The sequence below is a fragment of the Pseudomonas sp. PICF141 genome (genome assembly GCF_002286815.1).
Taxonomy (GTDB): Bacteria; Pseudomonadota; Gammaproteobacteria; order Pseudomonadales; family Pseudomonadaceae; genus Aquipseudomonas.
This window is the reverse complement of sequence record NZ_MUNM01000072.1, coordinates 1-17,880: the sequence shown is the minus strand read 5'-3', so window position 1 is coordinate 17,880 and position 17,880 is coordinate 1. Positions and strand designations below refer to the sequence as shown.

Genomic DNA, 17,880 nt, shown 5'->3' with positions numbered 1-17,880 from the left:
CTAAGTTTTTCAAAGACTTAGCCAATAAGCCAAGAAGCCACTAATTGACTTTTCCGGCCATGACCGGCAGCGTGACGGCCCCTCGGGCTCATAGAATGAAGGGAAGGCCACGCCCGTTTTTGCCTAAGGAACATGAAACCGGTGGGTGAATTGTTTATCTGAAGCTCATGATAGCCACTGCTCAGACTTGCGCCGCTTATCCCGCTCATTAGCAAGCCCGACATCAGTGCCTGATGCAATTGCCATAGGCGATCTGTAGCAGCTGCCGAAGGCTGCGATCGGCTGCGAAGCAGTCGTCAAACCAGAACCTGCCGTGTATCAGGCAAACCGCATCAGCCGGATTCACGAGTGCTTCGCAGCCGAACGCAGCCTCGCAGGCTCGACAGCTGCTACAAAGAGGGCATCGCGGCGGCGAATTGTTTATTTGATCAAGCTGAAGTGCTTTTTTTATCTTAAGTAATTTTCATTGTTCAGTTGTTTTGTTGAACTTTATTCATTTCAAGGCCGTTTCATTGATTGACTTACCTGTTACCGAACCCAGTGTTTCCAAAGCCAACCCGTTAACCCTGTACCTGGCGCGCCTGGCGCCGTCCAGCCAGTTGACCATGCGTTATGTCATGCAGGACGCCGCCGACCGTCTGGACTTCGAAGACATGAACATCGAAGAGATTCCCTGGCACGAGCTACAACCTGAGGATGTCGTTGCCCTGGTCGCGACCTTGCGCGAAGACGGCTACGCGCCCAATACCTCCTCGCTTTATGTCAATGCGGTGCGCGGGGTGATGAACGAAGCGTGGCGCATGAGCCTGATCAGTCAGGAGCACTTGCTGAAGATGCGCTCGGTCAAAGGCATTGCCGGCACACGACTGTCCCAGGGGCGCAACCTCAAGCGCACCTTGATTCGCGACTTGATGGAGGTGTGCGCCGCCGATCCTCGGCCACAAGGGCTGCGGGACGCGGCCATCATCGGGATTCTGTACGGGTCGGGGATGCGCAAATCGGAATCGGTGAATCTGGACCTGGCCCAGGTGGATTTCACCGAGCGCAGCCTGTGCGTCACCGCCAAGGGCAACAAACAGTTGATCAAGTACGCGCCAGCGTGGGCCTTCGCCAAACTGGACGCCTGGCTGGAACTGCGACGTTCGCAGTTAAAGGAGGGGGAAACGGACGACCCGTTCCTGTTCAACCGCATTCGCCGTGGCAGCCACATTACCCGTGAGCGCATCACCAAGCATGCGATCTACTACATTGCCCGGCAACGCGGTGCACAGGTCGGGGTGAAAATCATGCCGCACGATTTTAGGCGGTCGTTCATCACCCGAGTGATCGAAGAGCATGACCTGTCGATCGCGCAGAAACTGGCTCACCACAGCAACATCCAGACCACCGCCCATTATGATGTGCGCGACGACAATGAACGCCGTCGGGCAGTGGACCGTTTCGATTTGTGACCACACAGAACCTGTGGGAGCGTGGCTTGCCCGCGAAGAACGATGACGCGCAGTACCTGAAAAACTGCGGTGCCTTCTTCGCGGGCAAGCCACGCTCCCACAGGATTTTCGTCGCTCAAATTTCTTAACTTACCGGCATTACGCCGAAGGGCAGCCTTTTTGCGAGCCGATCGCCTGACTGATCAGCGCAGCTAACCGTTTCACATTGTTCTGATGGGCGAGCACCAGCTCATCGATGCTCGGGCCTGTGGGGGTCTGCAATGTGCTGCGACAGGTGATCACCGCCGCATCGCCGGGGCCGAGGCTGCGCAGGCGCCATCTGACGTCGATCAAGGCGTATTGACCGGGGATCGAATCAAAGCGCTGCACGTCCAGTCGCAACGACACTCTGCGTTGCAGATTGCTGGTGACCAGTTGATCGACCAAGGCGCTGCGCAATTCATCCACCAGCGTCGCCGCCCACCATTCGGTTTCGAGGATTGCCACGCCACTGTTGCCCTGGCGAATGACAATCTGCGGGCGGTCGACCTGGGGCGGCACGGTGATGCTTTCGATCTGAATCTCCGCGCCGCCGCTTGCGCCGCTCAGTTGGGTCGGGGTCAGGGTATGGAACTGAATCGGATCGCTGCGGCAAGCGGTGAGCAGTAACAGCGCAGTGACCAGCGAGATCTTCAGCGGGAAAGCCATGGGTATTGCTCCTGTGGTCAGTTGCGCGGTGGCGCCTTCATGTCCATTGGTGCGGCATTGTCGGGACGACCGCGAATCAGCGATTCCGGATGCCGGCCCAGGTAATCCGAAAGTTCACGCAAGGAACGTGACATGCGCCCGAGTTCGTCCAGGGTTTGGGTCAACTGCTCCCGTTGCGGCGAATCCTCGGCCAAGGTCGAGCTGGCCGATTGCAAGGCCTTGCTGACGTCCCCCAAGGTGGTCTGCACGCCGGGCAGGGTCCTGGCGTTGAACTGTACGAGGCCCTTGCGCAGTTCGACGAGGTTGCTGTCCAGATTGCCGGCAATTCGATCGATCGGCAGCTGGTTGATCTTGTTGACCATGTTTTCCAGTTTTTCCTGCAACTGCTCGAGGCTGCCAGGGATGGTGGGGATGGTCACGGGGCGGGCGGTTGGATCGAACACGACTTTCTCTGCGTCGGGGTAGAAGTCGAGCGCGATGTAGAGCTGACCGGTCAACAGATTGCCGCTACGGGCCTGGGCCCGCAGGCCGTTTTCGATGAAGCTGCCCATCAGCCGTACGCCAGCGGCTTCGTCATTCGGGTCATGCTTCAAAGCCTCGAGCATCTTTAAATGAGCCTGACCGAGGCGTTGCGGATAGATCACAATGCCGACATTGACCGGGAAGCTGCGCTTTTTCGCGTCGAAATCCAGATTGACCGAGACGACTCTGCCAAATTCGATGCCGAGGAACTCCACCGGCGCGTCGACCTTCAGCCCGCGCATTGCCTGATCGAAACGTAAACTCAAATACTGTCCCTTGCCAAAAGGGGGCGCGAGAGCGGTTTGCTGGTCTTCGAACAGCTCAAAGGCTTTATTCTCGCTGGCTGGCTGATCATCGGGGCTGTATTCCGGCGCGCGAAACGCGATACCGCCCACCAACAACGAAGACAACGACTCGGTACTCACCGCAAAACCGTTGGCACCCACGTTCACATCAATACCACTGGCGTTCCAGAACCGGGTGTTCTGCGTGACGAAGACGTCATGGGGCGAATGCACGAAAATTTCGATGTTCACCCCTTTGCCGTCGGCATCCAGCGCATACGCCACCACTTGCCCGACTGGAATCTTGCGGTAATAGACGGGGGAGCCGATGTCCAGCGAGCCCAGGTCCGGGGTGCGCAACATGAAACGCTTGCCTGGCTCGCCATAGGTAATGGGCGGCGGGTTTTCCAGACCAATGAAGTGTTTGGAACGGGCATTGGCCACGCCGATGTCGGCACCAATGTAATCGCCTGACAGCAGGGTATCGATGCCCGATACGCCGCCGGCACCAATGCGCGGGCGCACGACCCAGAATTGCGAGTCTTCGCGGGTGAAGTTTTCAGCCTGTTTGTCGAGTTTGATCGTGGCGCTAACGCTTTTCTGATCGTTGCTCAGCTTCACTTCCGAAACATGGCCGATGACCACGTTGCGGTATTTGACCTCGGTCTTGTTGGCCGTAAGACCGCTACCGGTCTTGAACGTGACGGTGATGGTCGGGCCTTCCTGCATCACGCTGTGTATCACCAGGGAGATCCCCACCAGCACCGCAACGAGCGGCACAATCCATACCAGCGAAACGCTGAAGCGACGGGTCTTGATACTGGCCTGGCCAGGGTCTTGCGGCCCATCAGTGGCTTGCGACTTCATCCATGACCTCCTCGTTTGGTGGGTTATTGCGCTCGTTATCCGGCACTTCATCCCGCTCGTTATCCCGCTTTTCATCCCAAATCAGCCGCGGGTCGAAACTCATGGCTGACAGCATGGTGAATACCACCACCAGACCAAAGAACAAAATCCCCAAGCGTGGTTGAATATCGCCCAGCGCCTGGAATTTCACCAGCGCGGCGACGAGCGCGACAACGATGACATCGAGCATCGACCAGTAGCCGATCAGCTCGACGAAACGGTAAAGCTTCGAACGCTCCTTGCGCGCCCAGTGGCTGCCGCGCTGCACGGTGATCAGCAGCAGGGAAAGGGCAACGAACTTGATGCCCGGTACCGCGATGCTGGCGATGAAAATAATCAGGGCAATGTCCCACGCACCGTGTGCCCAGAACTCCAGCACACCGCTCATGATGGTGCTATCGGAGCCACTGCCGAACAGACTGGTGTTCATGACCGGAAGCAGATTGGCGGGAATATAAAACACCAGCGAGGTCAGCAAGTAAGCCCATGTGCGGGTCAACGAGTTGGTTTTGCGAGCATGCAGCGGCGCGCCGCAGCGTGGGCATTCGTGAGGGTTATCCTTTATGTCGCAGGCCAGGCCGCAGCTATGGCACAGGCACAGGTCGAGTTCGCTGGCGAGCGGTGGCCTGTTCATAAGGTATCCCACAATTCACGGACATCGCGCCCGGCGATGCGGATCAGCAGCAGGCTGAGAACCGCCAGGGCAAACAGGCCAAGGCCGGGTATGACATCGAGCATGCCTGCCAGTTTGAACACCGCCACCATTGCCCCCAGCAGACAAACCTCGAGCATGCTCCAGGGCCTGAGGGTTTCCAGCCAGCGCATGCACAGCTTGAAGCCTGGCGAGCGCCGATGCGCGAGGGCGAAGCTCAGGACCCAGATCAGCAACGCCAGTTGAAAAAGCGGCGCGATGATGATCGATATCGCCGCCACCAGCGCAATAAAGGTGATCGGTCCCTGGCTCAATGCCAATACCGAATCCCACAGCGTCGCACTGTTTTTCAGGCCCTTGAGGCTGATGCTCATGACGGGATAGAAGTTGGCGAAAATCCACAGCACCATTGCCGTGAAGGCCAAGGCCAGACGCTGCTCCACCGACAGTCCGTTATAACGCTGCAGCACGCCGCCGCAGCAGGTACACAGGGCTTTCTGATGTTTGGCAAGCGTGACTTTTTCATACACGCAGTCGCAGTGCTCGCAGATGATCAGTTGGTCAGTCGTAGCCATAGGCCGCACTCGCCATAAGACAGGGAAGTCAGAGCACACCCTCAATATAGAAGTGACTTGCGATTGAGCAAATAAAAGACTGATCAAGGATGCACTGGCCCCATCAAGATCAGATAGCCATTTGTGGCGAGGGGACTTGCCCCTGTTGGGTCGCGAAGCGGCCCCACAATTTGCCATCGAATTCCGTCAGGCATACCGCATAAAGAATATTGACGACTGCTGCGCAGCCGAACGGGGGCAAGCCCCCTCGCCACAGGTTTGTGTAAGGTTCTTGTCCCGAACTTCAGCCAAGCAATTCGCGCAGGCGATACCAGAACATACCAAGGGCCAACAGCGGTGAACGCAGGGCTTTGCCACCGGGGAAGGTCATGTGCGGGACGGCGCTGAACACATCGAGGCCCTTGCTGTGTCCGGCATGAATCGCTTCAGCCAGCAAGCGTGCGCACCAGTGGGTCACGTTCAGGCCATGACCGGAATAACCCTGGGCATAAAACACGTTCGGGTACTGGCTCAACCGTCCAGCCTGAGGGAAGCGGTTGGCGGTGATGCCGATCATGCCGCCCCATTGATAGTCGATGCGCACATCCGCCAAATGCGGAAAAACCTCGAGCATTTTTGGCCGCATGTATGCGCCGATGTCTTTCGGATCGCGCCCGGAGTAATGGCAGGCACCGCCAAACAGCAAGCGTCGATCTGCCGAGAGCCGATAGTAATCGAGGCCGACTTTCTGGTCGCACAGCGCCAGGTTCTGCGGGATCAATTGCGCGGCAAGCTCAGGTGCCAAAGGCTCGGTGGCGATGATGTAACTGCCTGCCGGTAGCACCTTGCCGCTCAGGCGTGGTTCGAGTTCTTCCAGGTGCGCATTACAACCGAGCACCAGACTGCCGGCGCGAACCGTGCCGCCAGCGCAACGAACCTGCACGGTGCTGCCATGAATCAATTCCAGCACCGGGCTTTGTTCGAATATTCGCACCCCAAGAGACTCGGCAACGTGCGCTTCGCCGAGCACCAGATTCAGCGGATGCAAATGACCCGAACCCATGTCGATCAGGCCGCCGGCATAAACATCGGAGCCCACCACTTGCTGGCGGATCTGCTCGGGGCCGACAAGTCGAGTTTCATGGCGGTAACCCAGTTCGGCAAGTTTTTGCAGTTCCGCATTGAACGCCTCGAACTGCGCCGGGGTGTTAGCCAGTTCACAGAAGCCCCAGCGCAGGTCGCAATCGATCCCATGCTCACGGATGCGATTGCCCACCAGTTCCACCGATTCGATGCCTGCGCGCTCTAGATAGCGCACACCTTCCTGACCCACATAACGGGCGAAACCTTCGACGTCGTGACCGATACCGCGGATCAACTGGCCGCCGTTACGCCCGCTGGCGCCCCAGCCGATTCGCCGGCCTTCCAGCAGAATCACCGAGAGTCCGCGCTGCGCCAGTTCGATCGCGGTATTGACCCCGGTGAAGCCACCGCCCACCACGCAGACATCGGCTTCAAGATCCGAGCCCAGCGCTGGGTAAGGTGTCATGCCCTTGGCCGAGGCAGCGTAATAGGAATGAGCGTGTTGATGATCGTACTGATTCATTGGCTGGACTTCACTTTGCTCCAGGAGCGGGTCATCAGGCGCATGATCGGCTGGGGCGGGGTGGTGGAGATGTAGAGTTTGTCGAGCACTTCCTGAGGAGGATAGACCTCTGGATTACTGACCAGCTCCGGGTCCATGTATTGCTTGGCCGCCGGGTTTGGATTGGCGTAACCGACCGAAGCGCTCACTTTGGCGATTACCTGCGGATCCAGCAGGTTGTTGACGAATGCGTGAGCCTCTTTCGGGTTGCTGGCGTCAGCAGGAATCGCCAGCAGGTCGAACCAAAGGTTACTGCCTTCCTTGGGAATCGAGTAGGCGATATTCACGCCATTCTTCGCTTCCTTGGCACGGTTCGCCGCCTGGAACACATCGCCCGAGTAGCCGAACGCGACGCAAATATCGCCATTGGCCAAGTCCGACACGTATTTGGACGAATGGAAATAGGTGATGTAAGGCCGGATGGTCAGCAGTTTGGCTTCGGCCTTTTTAAAGTCCTCGGGATTTTCGCTGCGTGGGTCCATGCCCATGTAATTCAAGACCGCCGGGAACACTTCGTCGGCCGAATCCATCATCGACACGCCGCACTGGCTGAGCTTCTTCAGGTTCTGCGGCTCGAAAAACACTGCCCAGGAATCGATGCGATCGATGCCCAGCACTTGCTTGACCTTGTCGACGTTGTAGCCAATGCCGTTGGTGCCCCACAGGTACGGCACCGAATGTTCATTGCCTGGATCGTTTTTTTCCAGCAAGGCCAGCAGTTTCGGGTCGAGGTTTTTCCAGTTGGGCAACTGCGAGCGATCCAGTTTGAGGAACGCGCCGGCCTTCACCTGGCGCGCCAGGAAGTGGTTGGAGGGCACCACCACGTCATAACCCGTGCGGCCGGCGAGCAGTTTGCCCTCCAGGGTTTCGTTGGAATCGAATACGTCGTAGATCACTTTGGTCCCGGTTTTGGCCTGGAAGTCGGCGAGGGTGGTTTCGCCAATGTAGTCGGTCCAGTTGTAGACGCTCACACTTGATTGAGCGTGTGCAGTTACGCTGAAGAGCAAGGCCAGCGAGGCCGGAACCACCGTTTTCAATAGACGCATATCGACACCTCTTTTAATTATTGGATTTGTTCAGGCGTTTCCTGATCGTTCCCACGCTCTGCGTGGGAACGATCAGGATCAGACGCTGAGCAGCAGGAACTCGCGCTCCCAGGAGCTGATCACGCGTTTGAAGTTTTCGTGTTCGGCCCGTTTGACCGCGACGTAACCGCGCACGAATTTGCTGCCCAGATAGCGCTCGACGGTTTCGCACTCTTCCATGCGCGTCAGTGCGTCCTCGATGGTGATCGGCAGGCGCAGATTGCGTCGCTCATAGGCGCGGCCCTGCACCGCGGCGCTCGGTTCGACTTTTTCGACCATGCCCAGATAACCGCACAAAAGGCTCGCGGCAATCGCCAGATAAGGGTTGGCGTCGGCACCCGGCAAGCGGTTTTCCACGCGCATGGCGTCGGGGCTGGAGGTCGGTACGCGCAAGCCGACGGTGCGATTTTCTTCGCCCCATTCAACGTTGACCGGCGCCGAGGTGTCGGGCAGGAAGCGGCGGAACGAATTGACGTTGGGCGCAAACATCGGCAGCACTTGGGGAATGTATTTTTGCAAGCCGCCGATGTGGTGCAGGAACAGCTCGCTCATCTGCCCGTCGGCATCGGCGAAAATCGGCCGGCCAGTGGCAATGTCCACCACGCTCTGGTGCAGGTGCATGGCACTGCCGGGTTCGTCGCCGATCGGTTTGGCCATGAAGGTCGCGGTAACGTTGTGCTTGAGTGCCGCCTCGCGCAGGGTGCGTTTGAACACGGTGATCTGGTCCGCCAGATCCAGCGCGTCGCCGTGACGGAAATTGATTTCCATCTGTGCCGGGCCGTCTTCATGGATCAGCGTGTCGAGGTCCAGGCCCTGGAGTTCACACCAGTCGTAAACGTCTTCAAACAGTGGATCGAACTCGTTGGCGGCGTCGATGGAGAATGACTGACGACCGCTTTCCGCACGGCCGGAGCGTCCCAGTGGCGCCTTGAGCGGCAAGTCCGGGTCTTCGCAGCGTTGGGTCAGGTAAAACTCCATTTCTGGCGCGACAATCGGCTTCCAGCCTTTGTCGGTGTAGAGCTGCAGCACTTTCTTCAGCACGTTGCGCGGCGACAGTTCGATGGGGTTGCCGAACTTGTCGAACGTGTCATGGATCACGATGGCGGTGGGTTCGATGGCCCATGGAATGACGTAAACCGCGTCGGCGACGGGCTTGCAAACCATGTCGATGTCGGCCGGGTCGAGCAGGTCGTAGTAGATGTCGTCGTCGACAAAATCCCCGGTTACCGTTTGCAGCAGCACACTTTCCGGCAGGCGCATGCCTCGCTCATGCAGGAACTTGTTGGTAGGTGCAATCTTGCCGCGAGCAATGCCGGTCAAGTCGCTGACCACACACTCGACCTCGGTAATCTTGTGATCTTTCAGCCACGTGAACAGCTGATCGAAAGGGGCATTCATAAAAACCTCATTGTTGGTCTGATTGACGCCGGGGAGGGCGGCTTCATCCACCGGACACTTCCCCTGTGGCGCGTTGACGACTATCTTGGGTGAGCCTTGCCGTTCCATCTATCCACTTTAAATCGCACAGAACGCACCAAAAGAGTGCGCGAGACTGCCCATGACAGCGTGCAATCCGTTGCAGGTTCAAGCGTTCAACACCGCCGATGTGGCCGAGCAAATCCGCGCCACACCGGGTTGGGTGCAGCACTATCAGCAAATGTCCCCGGGGCATTTCGCCGGCAGGGTGCGCTATCTGGATTTGCAAGGCGTCGAGATTTACGAGGAACAGATGAACACCCGGGTCGAGCAGAATTTCAGCGCCCCGCAAGGCTCGCTGGCGTTCTGTTTCGATCGCAGTGACAACTCGCTGTATGTGTTGAATGGTGAAAGCCGCAATATCTGGATCACCCCGGAGAACTACCAGGAAATCGCCGTGGTGTTCGGTCCCGAATTTGTTCAGCGGCATGGCCTGGACGTGGCGCAACTTGAAGGTTTGTTCATGTCGCCGCTCAATTCAGGTCAGAACGCGCTGTTCAGCCGCTGGTTGAGCGGGACGTTGACGCGGCTGACGCAGACGCTGGATCCGCCGAGCAAAGAGGCGTTGACCCAGCAACTGCTGGAGGACTGTTTGTACATCCTCGATAACGCCTGTGTGTGCCTGGATCATGCAGGTTTGCAGCGCCGGGCGCAGGGACGAACGATCATGAAACGCGTCGCCGAATGGGCTGCCGATACACCGGAAGAAACCCTCAATTTGCTGGAGCTGTCCCAGGTGGCCGGGGTTTCGCTGCGCCAGTTGCAGCATGCGTTCAAGGCGTATACCGCAATGACCCCCACGCAGTGGTTGCGCTTGCGTCGGCTCAACAGCGCCCGCCGCGAATTGCTCAGGCAAACGGCCGGGGAAACGACGGTGGCGCAAGTGGCGATGAATTGGTCGTTCTGGCATTTGGGACGGTTTTCCAACAGCTATCGAGCGTTGTTCCAGGAACTTCCCAGCCAGACGCTGGCCCGCAAACACAGCGGAGCGTGTCGGAGGTCATCATGAGTCGGTTAGCGTTTTTCAGCCTGTGTGCCGTCATGTCGATGGCCTATACCCAGGTTCTGGCCGAAACGGTCGTGCCCTTGAATGGACAGAGCTCGCAACAAATCCAGCTGGACATCAACGATTGCAACAACGTTACGACCAGCCAGGGCACCTCGAGCCCGCCACCCTCGGAGGGTGCTGCGATGGATGCTACGCAGGTACGAGGACGTCAACACGACGAGTTTTATGAGCAGGTCGAGGTCGATGTAAAACAGCACTATCACGACTGCCTGCAAGGGCGGGGTTATCAGGTCACTCCGTGAGCTGAGTGACACGTGGATTGCGCTGCCGCCGATCAAGTAGGTGGACCATCAGCAAGGCATAGAGCGTGAGGGCGATAAACAATCCCATGCGCACGGCGAAGGCGGTATAGACGTCTTTCCCGGCGAGGCTGTCCTGAACCGACTGGCCCAGCAGGATGATTAGCGTGACCAGACTGTTGAGCCAGAACCCCGGGGTTTGTCGGGTCGGGCTGAGGGCATAGAGTTTGCGCGCCAACAGCAAGCCGAACAGGAGCATCCACAGAAAGAACATCCACAAGTGCACGAACAGGCTGAGCGCGCACCAGAACCCAACAGCCAACAGGCCGCCCATGAAGGTCGAACCGAGCAGTTCATGGGCAGCGTTGCGTGTCGTTGTCGTCGAACTCTGTTGGCCGAGACTGACCGCTTTCAAAATGATCGGCAGATAGCTCGCCGGGTCGATCAGGGCCAACAGGAATGCCGGTATGACAATCAGGGTCGCACGCAGTGCAACCCTGCCCACTTCTTGCTCCGGCAAAGCGCTGGCGGCGGGTGGGGACGGCGCATTGGCGGGGTCGGGAAACAGCCAGTGACTAATCCCCACAACGAGAACGGCGAGGATCAACCCCTTGACCAGGGCACCGATGACCATCATCGCCAGATCGAACTCGGCGACGCCGGCCGAAGAAATCATCGTCAGGCCAATGATCATGAAGGTCATGATCAAGGCATTGCCGCCGCGCAGGCCAAAACGAAATGCCAGGAACATACTGATGCCAATCAGCAGCACGCCGGTAATCGGGTAGTAACGCAGGACCGGAATCAACAACAGGCCGACGCCGGTGGTTAGCATCGCAGCCAGAGCGAGAATCAAACCGGCCTTCAATGGCAACGGCCGGTTGAGAGAAGCCAGCAGTAACACGGCCAGCACCGGCGCGAGAAAAGGGATCGGCAAGCTCAGGCCGAAGCTGACCGCCAGGCACAATGCAGTGCCTGTGCCCATACGCAACGCCCGCTGAACCCGGGGCGTGCGCTGGGTCGGCGAGCGCTTAATAGGCATAGCTCAGCCAGCTCATGAACCCCACGAACAAACGACCGAGCAGGTTCAACGGGTTGTCTTGAGTCGGGAATGCCATCACTTCGGCCTGCCCACCGGCACGGATGGCGCGGCTGTCGAACAGCGTTTTCCGTGAGGCCTCGGAGAACTCGATAATCACCGGAAAACGCTGGGCCGGACGCAGCCAGTCGCGGCTGTTCTGCACACTGGGAAGGGTGCCGGGCGCAGTGCTCTGACCGACGCTGACACCGTAACCGACACTGCGTACACGGCCTTCGAAAATCTTCCCCGGCAGGGCATCCAGCACGATCGAAACCGGGGTGCCGACCTCGACCAGGCCCAGGTTGTTTTCGGTCATGTCTGCACTGATCCATACATCATGGATGGCAATCAGGGTCATGACCGGGCTGCCGGCAGTGGCGAACTGTCCGACATCGGTGCGCAGGTCGGTGATCAATCCCGCTGACCGTGCGCGTATCTGCGTGTTGGACAAGTCCAGTTCAGCTTTTGACAACGCCGTGGCGGCGCTGCGCAACAGCGCGTTGTCTTCCTCGCTGCCGCCTTCCTGTTCCCGTGCCCGCTGGACTTCGGCACGGGCTGCGGCGACCTGACTGATAGCCTGTTCACGGGTGGCTCGAGAGACTTCGAGCAAGCGCAAGGAAATGGTTCCCCGGTCTTCCCGGTACAAGCCTTCGAGGCGTTCGTTATCCTGCCGGGCCTTGAGCTCATTGGCCTGGGCTGCGCGCAAATTGGCTTGAGCCGAAGCAATGCCGGCGGTGCTGGCGCCGATCTGGCGGCGTGTGGATTCAAGGTCTGCACGTGCACGGTCGACGGCTATTTGATAGGGCTGCTGGTCCACTTCAAACAGCACATCGCCCGCCTTGACATCCTGATTGTTGCTCACATTCACTCGGGTCACCCGGCCGGCCACCTCGGAAGCCACCGGAATGACAAACGCACCCACCCGAGCCTGTTGGGTATACGGTGTGAAACGGTCCGCCAACAGGTACCAGGCCAGGCTCAGGACGATCAACAGCAATACCCATCTGATGCCCTTTTTCGCAGGATCGGCGGCAGGTTCGGATGCCTTGGGGGAGGGCGCCTCAGTAACGGGCGGCGAGGGTTCAGTCATCGGCTTTAACCTTTCGGCTCGGGATAGGAGGCTTGCGACGGGGCTGGCTCATTCAGCAGGTTGCCCCAGTCGGTACGTTGTTCCATTTGTTGGCGAGTGTTTTGATCGACTGTCGGCTGTGTGCTGTACCACCCACCACCCAGGGCTTTGTACAAGGCGATCAAGTTGCTCACGGCGTTACTGCGGCTGAGCAGGTAATTGTCCTGCTGTTCGAGCAATGCGCGTTGCGCATCCAGCACGCGCTGGAAGTCCGAGTAACCTTCCCGGTATTGGGTGCTGGCCAGGCTCAACGAACGCGCCGCGGCGACCTGCGCTTCACCCAGGATGCGCTCGCGCTCCAGCGATTTGATCAGGCTGCTGGCGGCATCATCGGCTTCCCGTGCGGCTTGGCGGACTTTGTCGCGATAAACCTCAATCAGCTGCTGCAAGCGCGCATCCTGTATACGCACGTTGTTGCTGATCTGACCATGGTCAAACAGGTTCCAGCGCAAACTGGGGCCGCCGATCAGGTCCAGGCTGTTGGAAGTGCCGCTCAGCGTATCGGTGGTCCAGACAATGCTGCCCAGCAAGGTCAGCGACGGATAGAAGTCGGTTTGCGCGACGCCGATCAGTGCCGACTGGGCTGCGACATTGAGCTCGGCGGCGCGCACGTCCGGTCGGCGCAACAACAGGCTGGCCGGTACGTCTTGTAGCACGGCTCGGTCCACCAGCGGAATCAGTCCCTCGTGTTCAAGCAATTGGGGCAGGGCGCTGGGTGGCTGTCCGATCAGCACAGCCAGCGCGTTACGGGTGCGCACGACTTGCGCTTCAAAATCCGGGATGCTGCTCAAGGTGCCCAGGTATTGGGTCTTGGCTTGTTGCACGTCGAGTTCGGCGCTCTGGCCACTGTTGAACAGTTTTTCGGTGATCTCAAAGTTGCGCTTTTGCTGTTGGGCGTTTTCTCGGGCGACGCGCAAACGCGCCTCGGTGGTGCGCAACGAAAAGTAGGTATCGGCCACCTGAGCACGCAGCAGTACCAGGACGTCTTCATAGTTGGCCTGAGCCGCGAAGTAACTGGCATCGGAGGACTCGATCGCTCGACTGAAACGCCCCCAGAAGTCCAGTTCCCAACCGACATCAAAACCGGCGCTGTGCTGCCAGAAGTGGCTGTCTTGCGGGTTGTTCCCGCCGGACTGCTGGCGGTTGAAGTACAAGCTGTCAGCGCTGGCCTGCTGCAGTTGGGGATAACGCCCGCTTTGCGCAATACCCAACCGGGCACGGGCTTCCATGACGCGAAGGCCGGCAATTTTCAAGTTGGAATTGTGCGCATCCGATTCGGCGATCAGCGCGTCGAGGACCGGGTCGGCGAACACCTGCCACCACTGGCGAATGTCGGGATTCAGGCTTCGTTGGCTGGCTTGCTCAAGCGCGGGGCTGCTCCAGAGTTTTGTCCAGGCTTCGCCGGGAGGCTGAAAATCGGGCCCCAGACGGACACAACCGCCAAGGCCAAGGACGAGCAGCAGAAGCAATGGACTAGAGCGCGTCAGCATCGGTGCACTGATAGTAGATCTTGGGAAAACGTCATCCGAACATACCTGATATTGAAATGGCGTTGGTTCGCTTAGGTTAGTACAGCTGCGAGAAATACAAGCTCATGGTGAATGATCTGGGATCGACTAACTGCTACGCTTCTCAAGATCCATTAATCCTGGCAAAAAAATGAAGGTTAAGAAGACCATGAGTAGCCCTCAGGACAACATTGCTCCAAGCTCCACCGGTTGGCGTTTCAAACTGGGCATTGCGATTATTTGTTTGATGCTGGGCTCCTGGCTGATGGTGCCTCTTGCTGCCGCAGTGGATGTACCCGGCTCAAAGATCGCGGCACTGACAGGCATTTTGTTTATCAGCAACAAGGTTCTGTTAATTCTCGTCATTGCAATCATGGGTAAATCCGGCTTTCAGCAACTCAAGCGCAGCATGTTTGGTTACGTCTCCACGCTTGCACCGTCGGCAGACGTGGAAGTAGGCCCGGCTCGCCATCGAATCGGTCTTGTGATGTTTTGCCTGCCGCTGATTTCGGCATTTCTCGAACCCTACGTTGACACTCTTTGGCCGGGGCTGCGACCAAACCTCTGGCAGCTCCAGGCACTGGGCGATGCCATGTTGATCGGCAGCTTTTTCGTGCTGGGTGGAAATTTCTGGGACAAGGTCCGTGCATTGTTTATACGCAAGGCACGTGTCGTTAATACAACCGCGGTGTGAACGCCTCTAACGTGAAATGATCCCGTGATCGATCGCGTACTTTACCAGTGCAGCGGGTTTGTCGATGTTGAGCTTGCGACGGATGCTCAGGCGATGAGTTTCTACAGTCCGGACACTGATGTCCAGTTCGCGAGCCATTTCCTTGTTGTTCAGCCCCTGCGCCATTTTGTACAGCACTTGGCTTTCGCGCGGAGTCAGCTCATTGTCGGTACTTTTATCGGCAATGAGCCGCTGTGCGATCTCGGCGCTGTAGAACGTCCCGCCACTGACAATCGCTTCGATCGCCGCAATGATTTCCCGTGAAGGCGCGTTCTTCAGCACATAGCCGCTGGCACCCGAGCGAACGGATTCACTCACGTATTCATAATTGTCGTACATGCTCAACACCAGCACTTTGAGCGTTGGGTACTGGCTGCGTAACAACCGGGTCAGCTCGAGGCCGTTGATGTCCTTCAGGCTGATGTCGACCAGCAACAGGTCCGGCTGGCAGCGCCCGACCATTTCAATGGCATCGGCGCCATTCTCGGCTTCTCCTACCACTTCCAGTTGCGCCATGACCCCCAGCAGCGATTTGATTCCATCGCGAACCAGGGAGTGATCGTCGACCAGGGCGACGCGGATCGGGTAGGGCAGGTTCATCGCAGGCATTCACTCTAATTGTTATAGGTTGGGTCAGCGTTCTGTACCCGGCCGTTTCATCGGCAGTAGCACGTCCAGCTCACTTCTTCCCGGCATCGATGTCAGCTCGAATCGACCGCCAAAATGCTCGACACGCTCACGGATGTTGCGCAGGCCAATGCCCGCGTGACGACGTTCGACCTGGGCGACGTTGAAACCGATACCGTCATCGATCACTGTCAACCGTACGGACTTTTCAGACCCGTGCAGGGTAATGATGACGTTTTTTGCTTGGGCGTGGCGTTCGATGTTGGTCAAGCCTTCTTGTACGATGCGAAACAACGAGACGGCGGCGCCATCGACCAGATGACAGTCGAATTCGTTATCGTTGAAGGTCACGACCAGACCGCTGCGTTGCTCGAATTCTGCGGCGAGTTGACCGATAGCCGCCGGCAGGCCGAGGGTGTCGAGCAGCGACGAGCGCAGGTCGTGAGAGAGGCTGCGCACTTCGCCAATCGCATCCCCGAGGCGCTCCGTGGCGTCTCTTAAAATGCTCAATCCTTTATCTTGTCCATTTTCCAGCACATGGCTGGCCAGTTCGAACTGAAACTTGATGGACACCAGCAGCTGGCTGATGCCGTCGTGCAGTTCTCGGGAAACCCGCGACCGTTCTTCCTCCTGCAGGCTGACGATGCGTTGGGTCAGGCGCTGGAGTTTTTTATCGGCCAGGCGATGCTCGCTGACGTTCAGTGTCATGCCGCTGGCGAAAACGAACAGCACCGCAACGAGGGCCACCGCGGCTATGGCCAGCATGGTTTTGCGGATGCCCTGAGCCACCTCGTCACGGGCCTGCCGGGTGGCGCGTTCAACGTCTTCAAGGTAGATGCCGGTGCCGAGCATCCAGCCCCAACGGTCCAGCATCACTACGTAAGCGAGCTTGTCGGTCACTTGGCCCGAAGAGGGTTTGTTCCAGGCGTAACGTTGAAAACCTTCACCCGATTGCGCACTTTTGAGCAACGCCTGGATCACCGGCAGCCCGTAAGGGTCAGTCATGTCCCACAGGTATTTGCCCACCAGCTCTGACTGGCGCGCATGCATCAGGCTGCGGCCCTGGTGGTCGTAGACGAAAAAGTAGCCGTTGATGCCAAAGCTGAGCTTGCGCAGTTCTTCGAGCACTTGTTGCTGCGCGCGGGCGTCACCCCGGCCGTTGTCATACAGCGGCGCGATCAGGCTCTGGGCCATTTCGACGTAGTTTTTCAGCTCCGCACGCTTGCTCGCCAGAATGCTGTCTTCAATCAGTTGCGCCTGTTGATCGCCCAGTTGCCGGTTCAGCGAAATCACCAGCGCGCAGATGACGGCGATCGCCAACACCAGCGGCAGAATCCCGAGCGCAACGATTTTGTGTTTGAGCTGCATCTCTACTCCTGGCCAGGCCAAGGGAAGGCGAAGGCCCGGCATCATATGCCAAAGATACCCGCCTCCAGTAGCAGTGCTGGACAGAATGACCTGCGGCCATGATGAAACACAAAAAACCTGTGATCTGTGGCGAGGGGGCTTGCCCCCGTTTGAGTGCGTAGCACTCACAAGATCCTGGGTACATCAGAGATTTCTCGGGGCTGCTTCGCAGCCCAACGGGGGCAAGCCCCCTCGCCACAGCCCGCTCCCACAGGTGTTGCATTTCATCCGAGAGATCAGTGGCGTCTACGTAGAACTACGTAGACACCCCGTACGTAGTAACGCGGATTTATTTGTCGACAGCATGCGCAGATATTGGGCTGGCTCCGCACAGCGGACACAATTATAAAAATTACCGCCGCAGCCATGGCTGTCGGCAGGAGACACGCTATGCCCCGTCTGGCTAAACACCTTGCCTGGTTTGCCGTGGCTGTCCTGGGAGCGTTTGCGCTGAGTGTCGTGGCCCTGCGCCGCGGCGAAGCCATCAACGCCCTCTGGATCGTCGTCGCAGCAGTCGCTATCTATCTCGTCGCATACCGCTATTACAGCCTGTTCATCGCCACCAAGGTGATGCAGCTCGATCCCAATCGAGCCACTCCCGCTGTACTCAACAACGATGGTCTGGACTACGTACCGACCAACAAACACGTGCTCTTCGGACACCACTTCGCCGCCATCGCTGGCGCGGGGCCGCTGGTCGGTCCGGTCCTGGCTGCGCAGATGGGCTACCTGCCCGGTACGCTGTGGCTGATTGCCGGGGTGGTGCTGGCCGGTGCGGTTCAGGACTTCATGGTCCTGTTCATGTCCACCCGCCGCAACGGTCGT

At 58.4% G+C, this 17,880-nt stretch carries 17 protein-coding genes; 5 read left to right on the top strand and 12 right to left on the bottom strand.

Annotated elements, in window-relative coordinates; genetic code table 11:
• The first annotated feature begins 512 nt into the window (after window positions 1–512).
• Window positions 513–1,451: a tyrosine recombinase XerC gene (xerC, locus tag BZL43_RS20515; RefSeq protein WP_095634014.1), complete on the top strand. Its 939-nt coding sequence runs from the start codon at window positions 513–515 to the stop codon at window positions 1,449–1,451.
• Window positions 1,452–1,589: 138 nt separating this feature from the next.
• On the opposite strand, the gene BZL43_RS20510 is transcribed toward xerC, so the two are convergent.
• The 7 genes from BZL43_RS20510 to BZL43_RS20480 all read right to left on the bottom strand — a co-directional run bounded on the left by BZL43_RS20510 (window position 1,590) and on the right by BZL43_RS20480 (window position 9,184).
• The gene (locus tag BZL43_RS20510) at window positions 1,590–2,138 is read right to left on the bottom strand and encodes a membrane integrity-associated transporter subunit PqiC (RefSeq protein ID WP_095633988.1); all 549 of its coding nucleotides are present in this window, start codon (window positions 2,136–2,138) and stop codon (window positions 1,590–1,592) included.
• 17 nt (window positions 2,139–2,155) lie between these two features.
• Window positions 2,156–3,811: an intermembrane transport protein PqiB gene (locus BZL43_RS20505; RefSeq protein ID WP_095633987.1), complete on the bottom strand. Its 1,656-nt coding sequence runs from the start codon at window positions 3,809–3,811 to the stop codon at window positions 2,156–2,158.
• Window positions 3,792–4,484 carry a paraquat-inducible protein A gene (locus BZL43_RS20500; RefSeq protein WP_095633986.1) on the bottom strand — a complete coding sequence of 231 codons (693 nt, stop codon included), beginning with the start codon at window positions 4,482–4,484 and terminating at the stop codon, window positions 3,792–3,794. The genes BZL43_RS20505 and BZL43_RS20500 overlap by 20 nt, the downstream gene beginning before the upstream one ends.
• On the bottom strand, window positions 4,481–5,077 hold the full coding sequence (locus tag BZL43_RS20495) for a paraquat-inducible protein A (protein ID WP_095633985.1): 597 nt from the start codon (window positions 5,075–5,077) through the stop codon (window positions 4,481–4,483). The genes BZL43_RS20500 and BZL43_RS20495 overlap by 4 nt, the downstream gene beginning before the upstream one ends.
• A 283-nt stretch (window positions 5,078–5,360) precedes the next feature.
• Entirely contained in the window at window positions 5,361–6,662 is a 1,302-nt protein-coding gene (locus BZL43_RS20490; RefSeq protein ID WP_095633984.1) for an FAD-binding oxidoreductase, read from the bottom strand.
• The gene (locus BZL43_RS20485) at window positions 6,659–7,747 is read right to left on the bottom strand and encodes a polyamine ABC transporter substrate-binding protein (protein ID WP_095633983.1); all 1,089 of its coding nucleotides are present in this window, start codon (window positions 7,745–7,747) and stop codon (window positions 6,659–6,661) included. Before BZL43_RS20485 ends, BZL43_RS20490 begins: the two co-directional genes overlap by 4 nt.
• A 78-nt stretch (window positions 7,748–7,825) precedes the next feature.
• On the bottom strand, window positions 7,826–9,184 hold the full coding sequence (locus BZL43_RS20480; RefSeq protein ID WP_095634013.1) for a glutamine synthetase family protein: 1,359 nt from the start codon (window positions 9,182–9,184) through the stop codon (window positions 7,826–7,828).
• 160 nt (window positions 9,185–9,344) lie between these two features.
• On the opposite strand from BZL43_RS20480, the gene BZL43_RS20475 reads away from it, so the two are divergent.
• Together BZL43_RS20475 and BZL43_RS20470 are read left to right on the top strand one after the other, a co-directional pair.
• The gene (locus tag BZL43_RS20475) at window positions 9,345–10,271 is read left to right on the top strand and encodes a helix-turn-helix domain-containing protein (protein ID WP_095633982.1); all 927 of its coding nucleotides are present in this window, start codon (window positions 9,345–9,347) and stop codon (window positions 10,269–10,271) included.
• The gene (locus BZL43_RS20470) at window positions 10,268–10,573 is read left to right on the top strand and encodes a hypothetical protein (RefSeq protein ID WP_095633981.1); all 306 of its coding nucleotides are present in this window, start codon (window positions 10,268–10,270) and stop codon (window positions 10,571–10,573) included. Before BZL43_RS20475 ends, BZL43_RS20470 begins: the two co-directional genes overlap by 4 nt.
• Here the strand turns inward: BZL43_RS20470 and BZL43_RS20465 are convergent.
• From BZL43_RS20465 to BZL43_RS20455, 3 genes are read right to left on the bottom strand one after another with little or no spacing between them, the layout of a single operon-like run.
• Complete coding sequence (locus BZL43_RS20465) at window positions 10,563–11,612, bottom strand: DUF2955 domain-containing protein (RefSeq protein WP_095633980.1); 1,050 nt, start codon at window positions 11,610–11,612, stop codon at window positions 10,563–10,565. The two genes, BZL43_RS20470 and BZL43_RS20465, sit on opposite strands and share 11 nt — an antisense overlap.
• Window positions 11,602–12,741, bottom strand: coding sequence for an HlyD family secretion protein (locus BZL43_RS20460; RefSeq protein WP_095633979.1), 1,140 nt, complete (start codon window positions 12,739–12,741; stop codon window positions 11,602–11,604). Before BZL43_RS20460 ends, BZL43_RS20465 begins: the two co-directional genes overlap by 11 nt.
• 5 nt (window positions 12,742–12,746) lie before the next feature.
• Entirely contained in the window at window positions 12,747–14,270 is a 1,524-nt protein-coding gene (locus BZL43_RS20455) for an efflux transporter outer membrane subunit (protein WP_095633978.1), read from the bottom strand.
• 187 nt (window positions 14,271–14,457) lie between these two features.
• On the opposite strand from BZL43_RS20455, the gene BZL43_RS20450 reads away from it, so the two are divergent.
• A complete protein-coding gene (locus tag BZL43_RS20450) occupies window positions 14,458–14,982 on the top strand; it encodes a transporter suffix domain-containing protein (RefSeq protein WP_095633977.1) in 525 nt (174 codons plus the stop codon).
• Window positions 14,983–14,988: 6 nt separating this feature from the next.
• On the opposite strand, the gene BZL43_RS20445 is transcribed toward BZL43_RS20450, so the two are convergent.
• Together BZL43_RS20445 and BZL43_RS20440 are read right to left on the bottom strand one after the other, a co-directional pair.
• On the bottom strand, window positions 14,989–15,621 hold the full coding sequence (locus BZL43_RS20445; RefSeq protein WP_095633976.1) for a response regulator transcription factor: 633 nt from the start codon (window positions 15,619–15,621) through the stop codon (window positions 14,989–14,991).
• Window positions 15,622–15,654: 33 nt separating this feature from the next.
• Complete coding sequence (locus BZL43_RS20440; protein WP_095633975.1) at window positions 15,655–17,016, bottom strand: cache domain-containing protein; 1,362 nt, start codon at window positions 17,014–17,016, stop codon at window positions 15,655–15,657.
• A 429-nt stretch (window positions 17,017–17,445) separates the two neighbouring features.
• Between BZL43_RS20440 and BZL43_RS20430 the strand changes: the two genes are divergently transcribed.
• Window positions 17,446–17,880 (top strand): carbon starvation CstA family protein (locus BZL43_RS20430; RefSeq protein WP_305884087.1); only part of this gene is annotated, 435 nt, incomplete at its 3' end.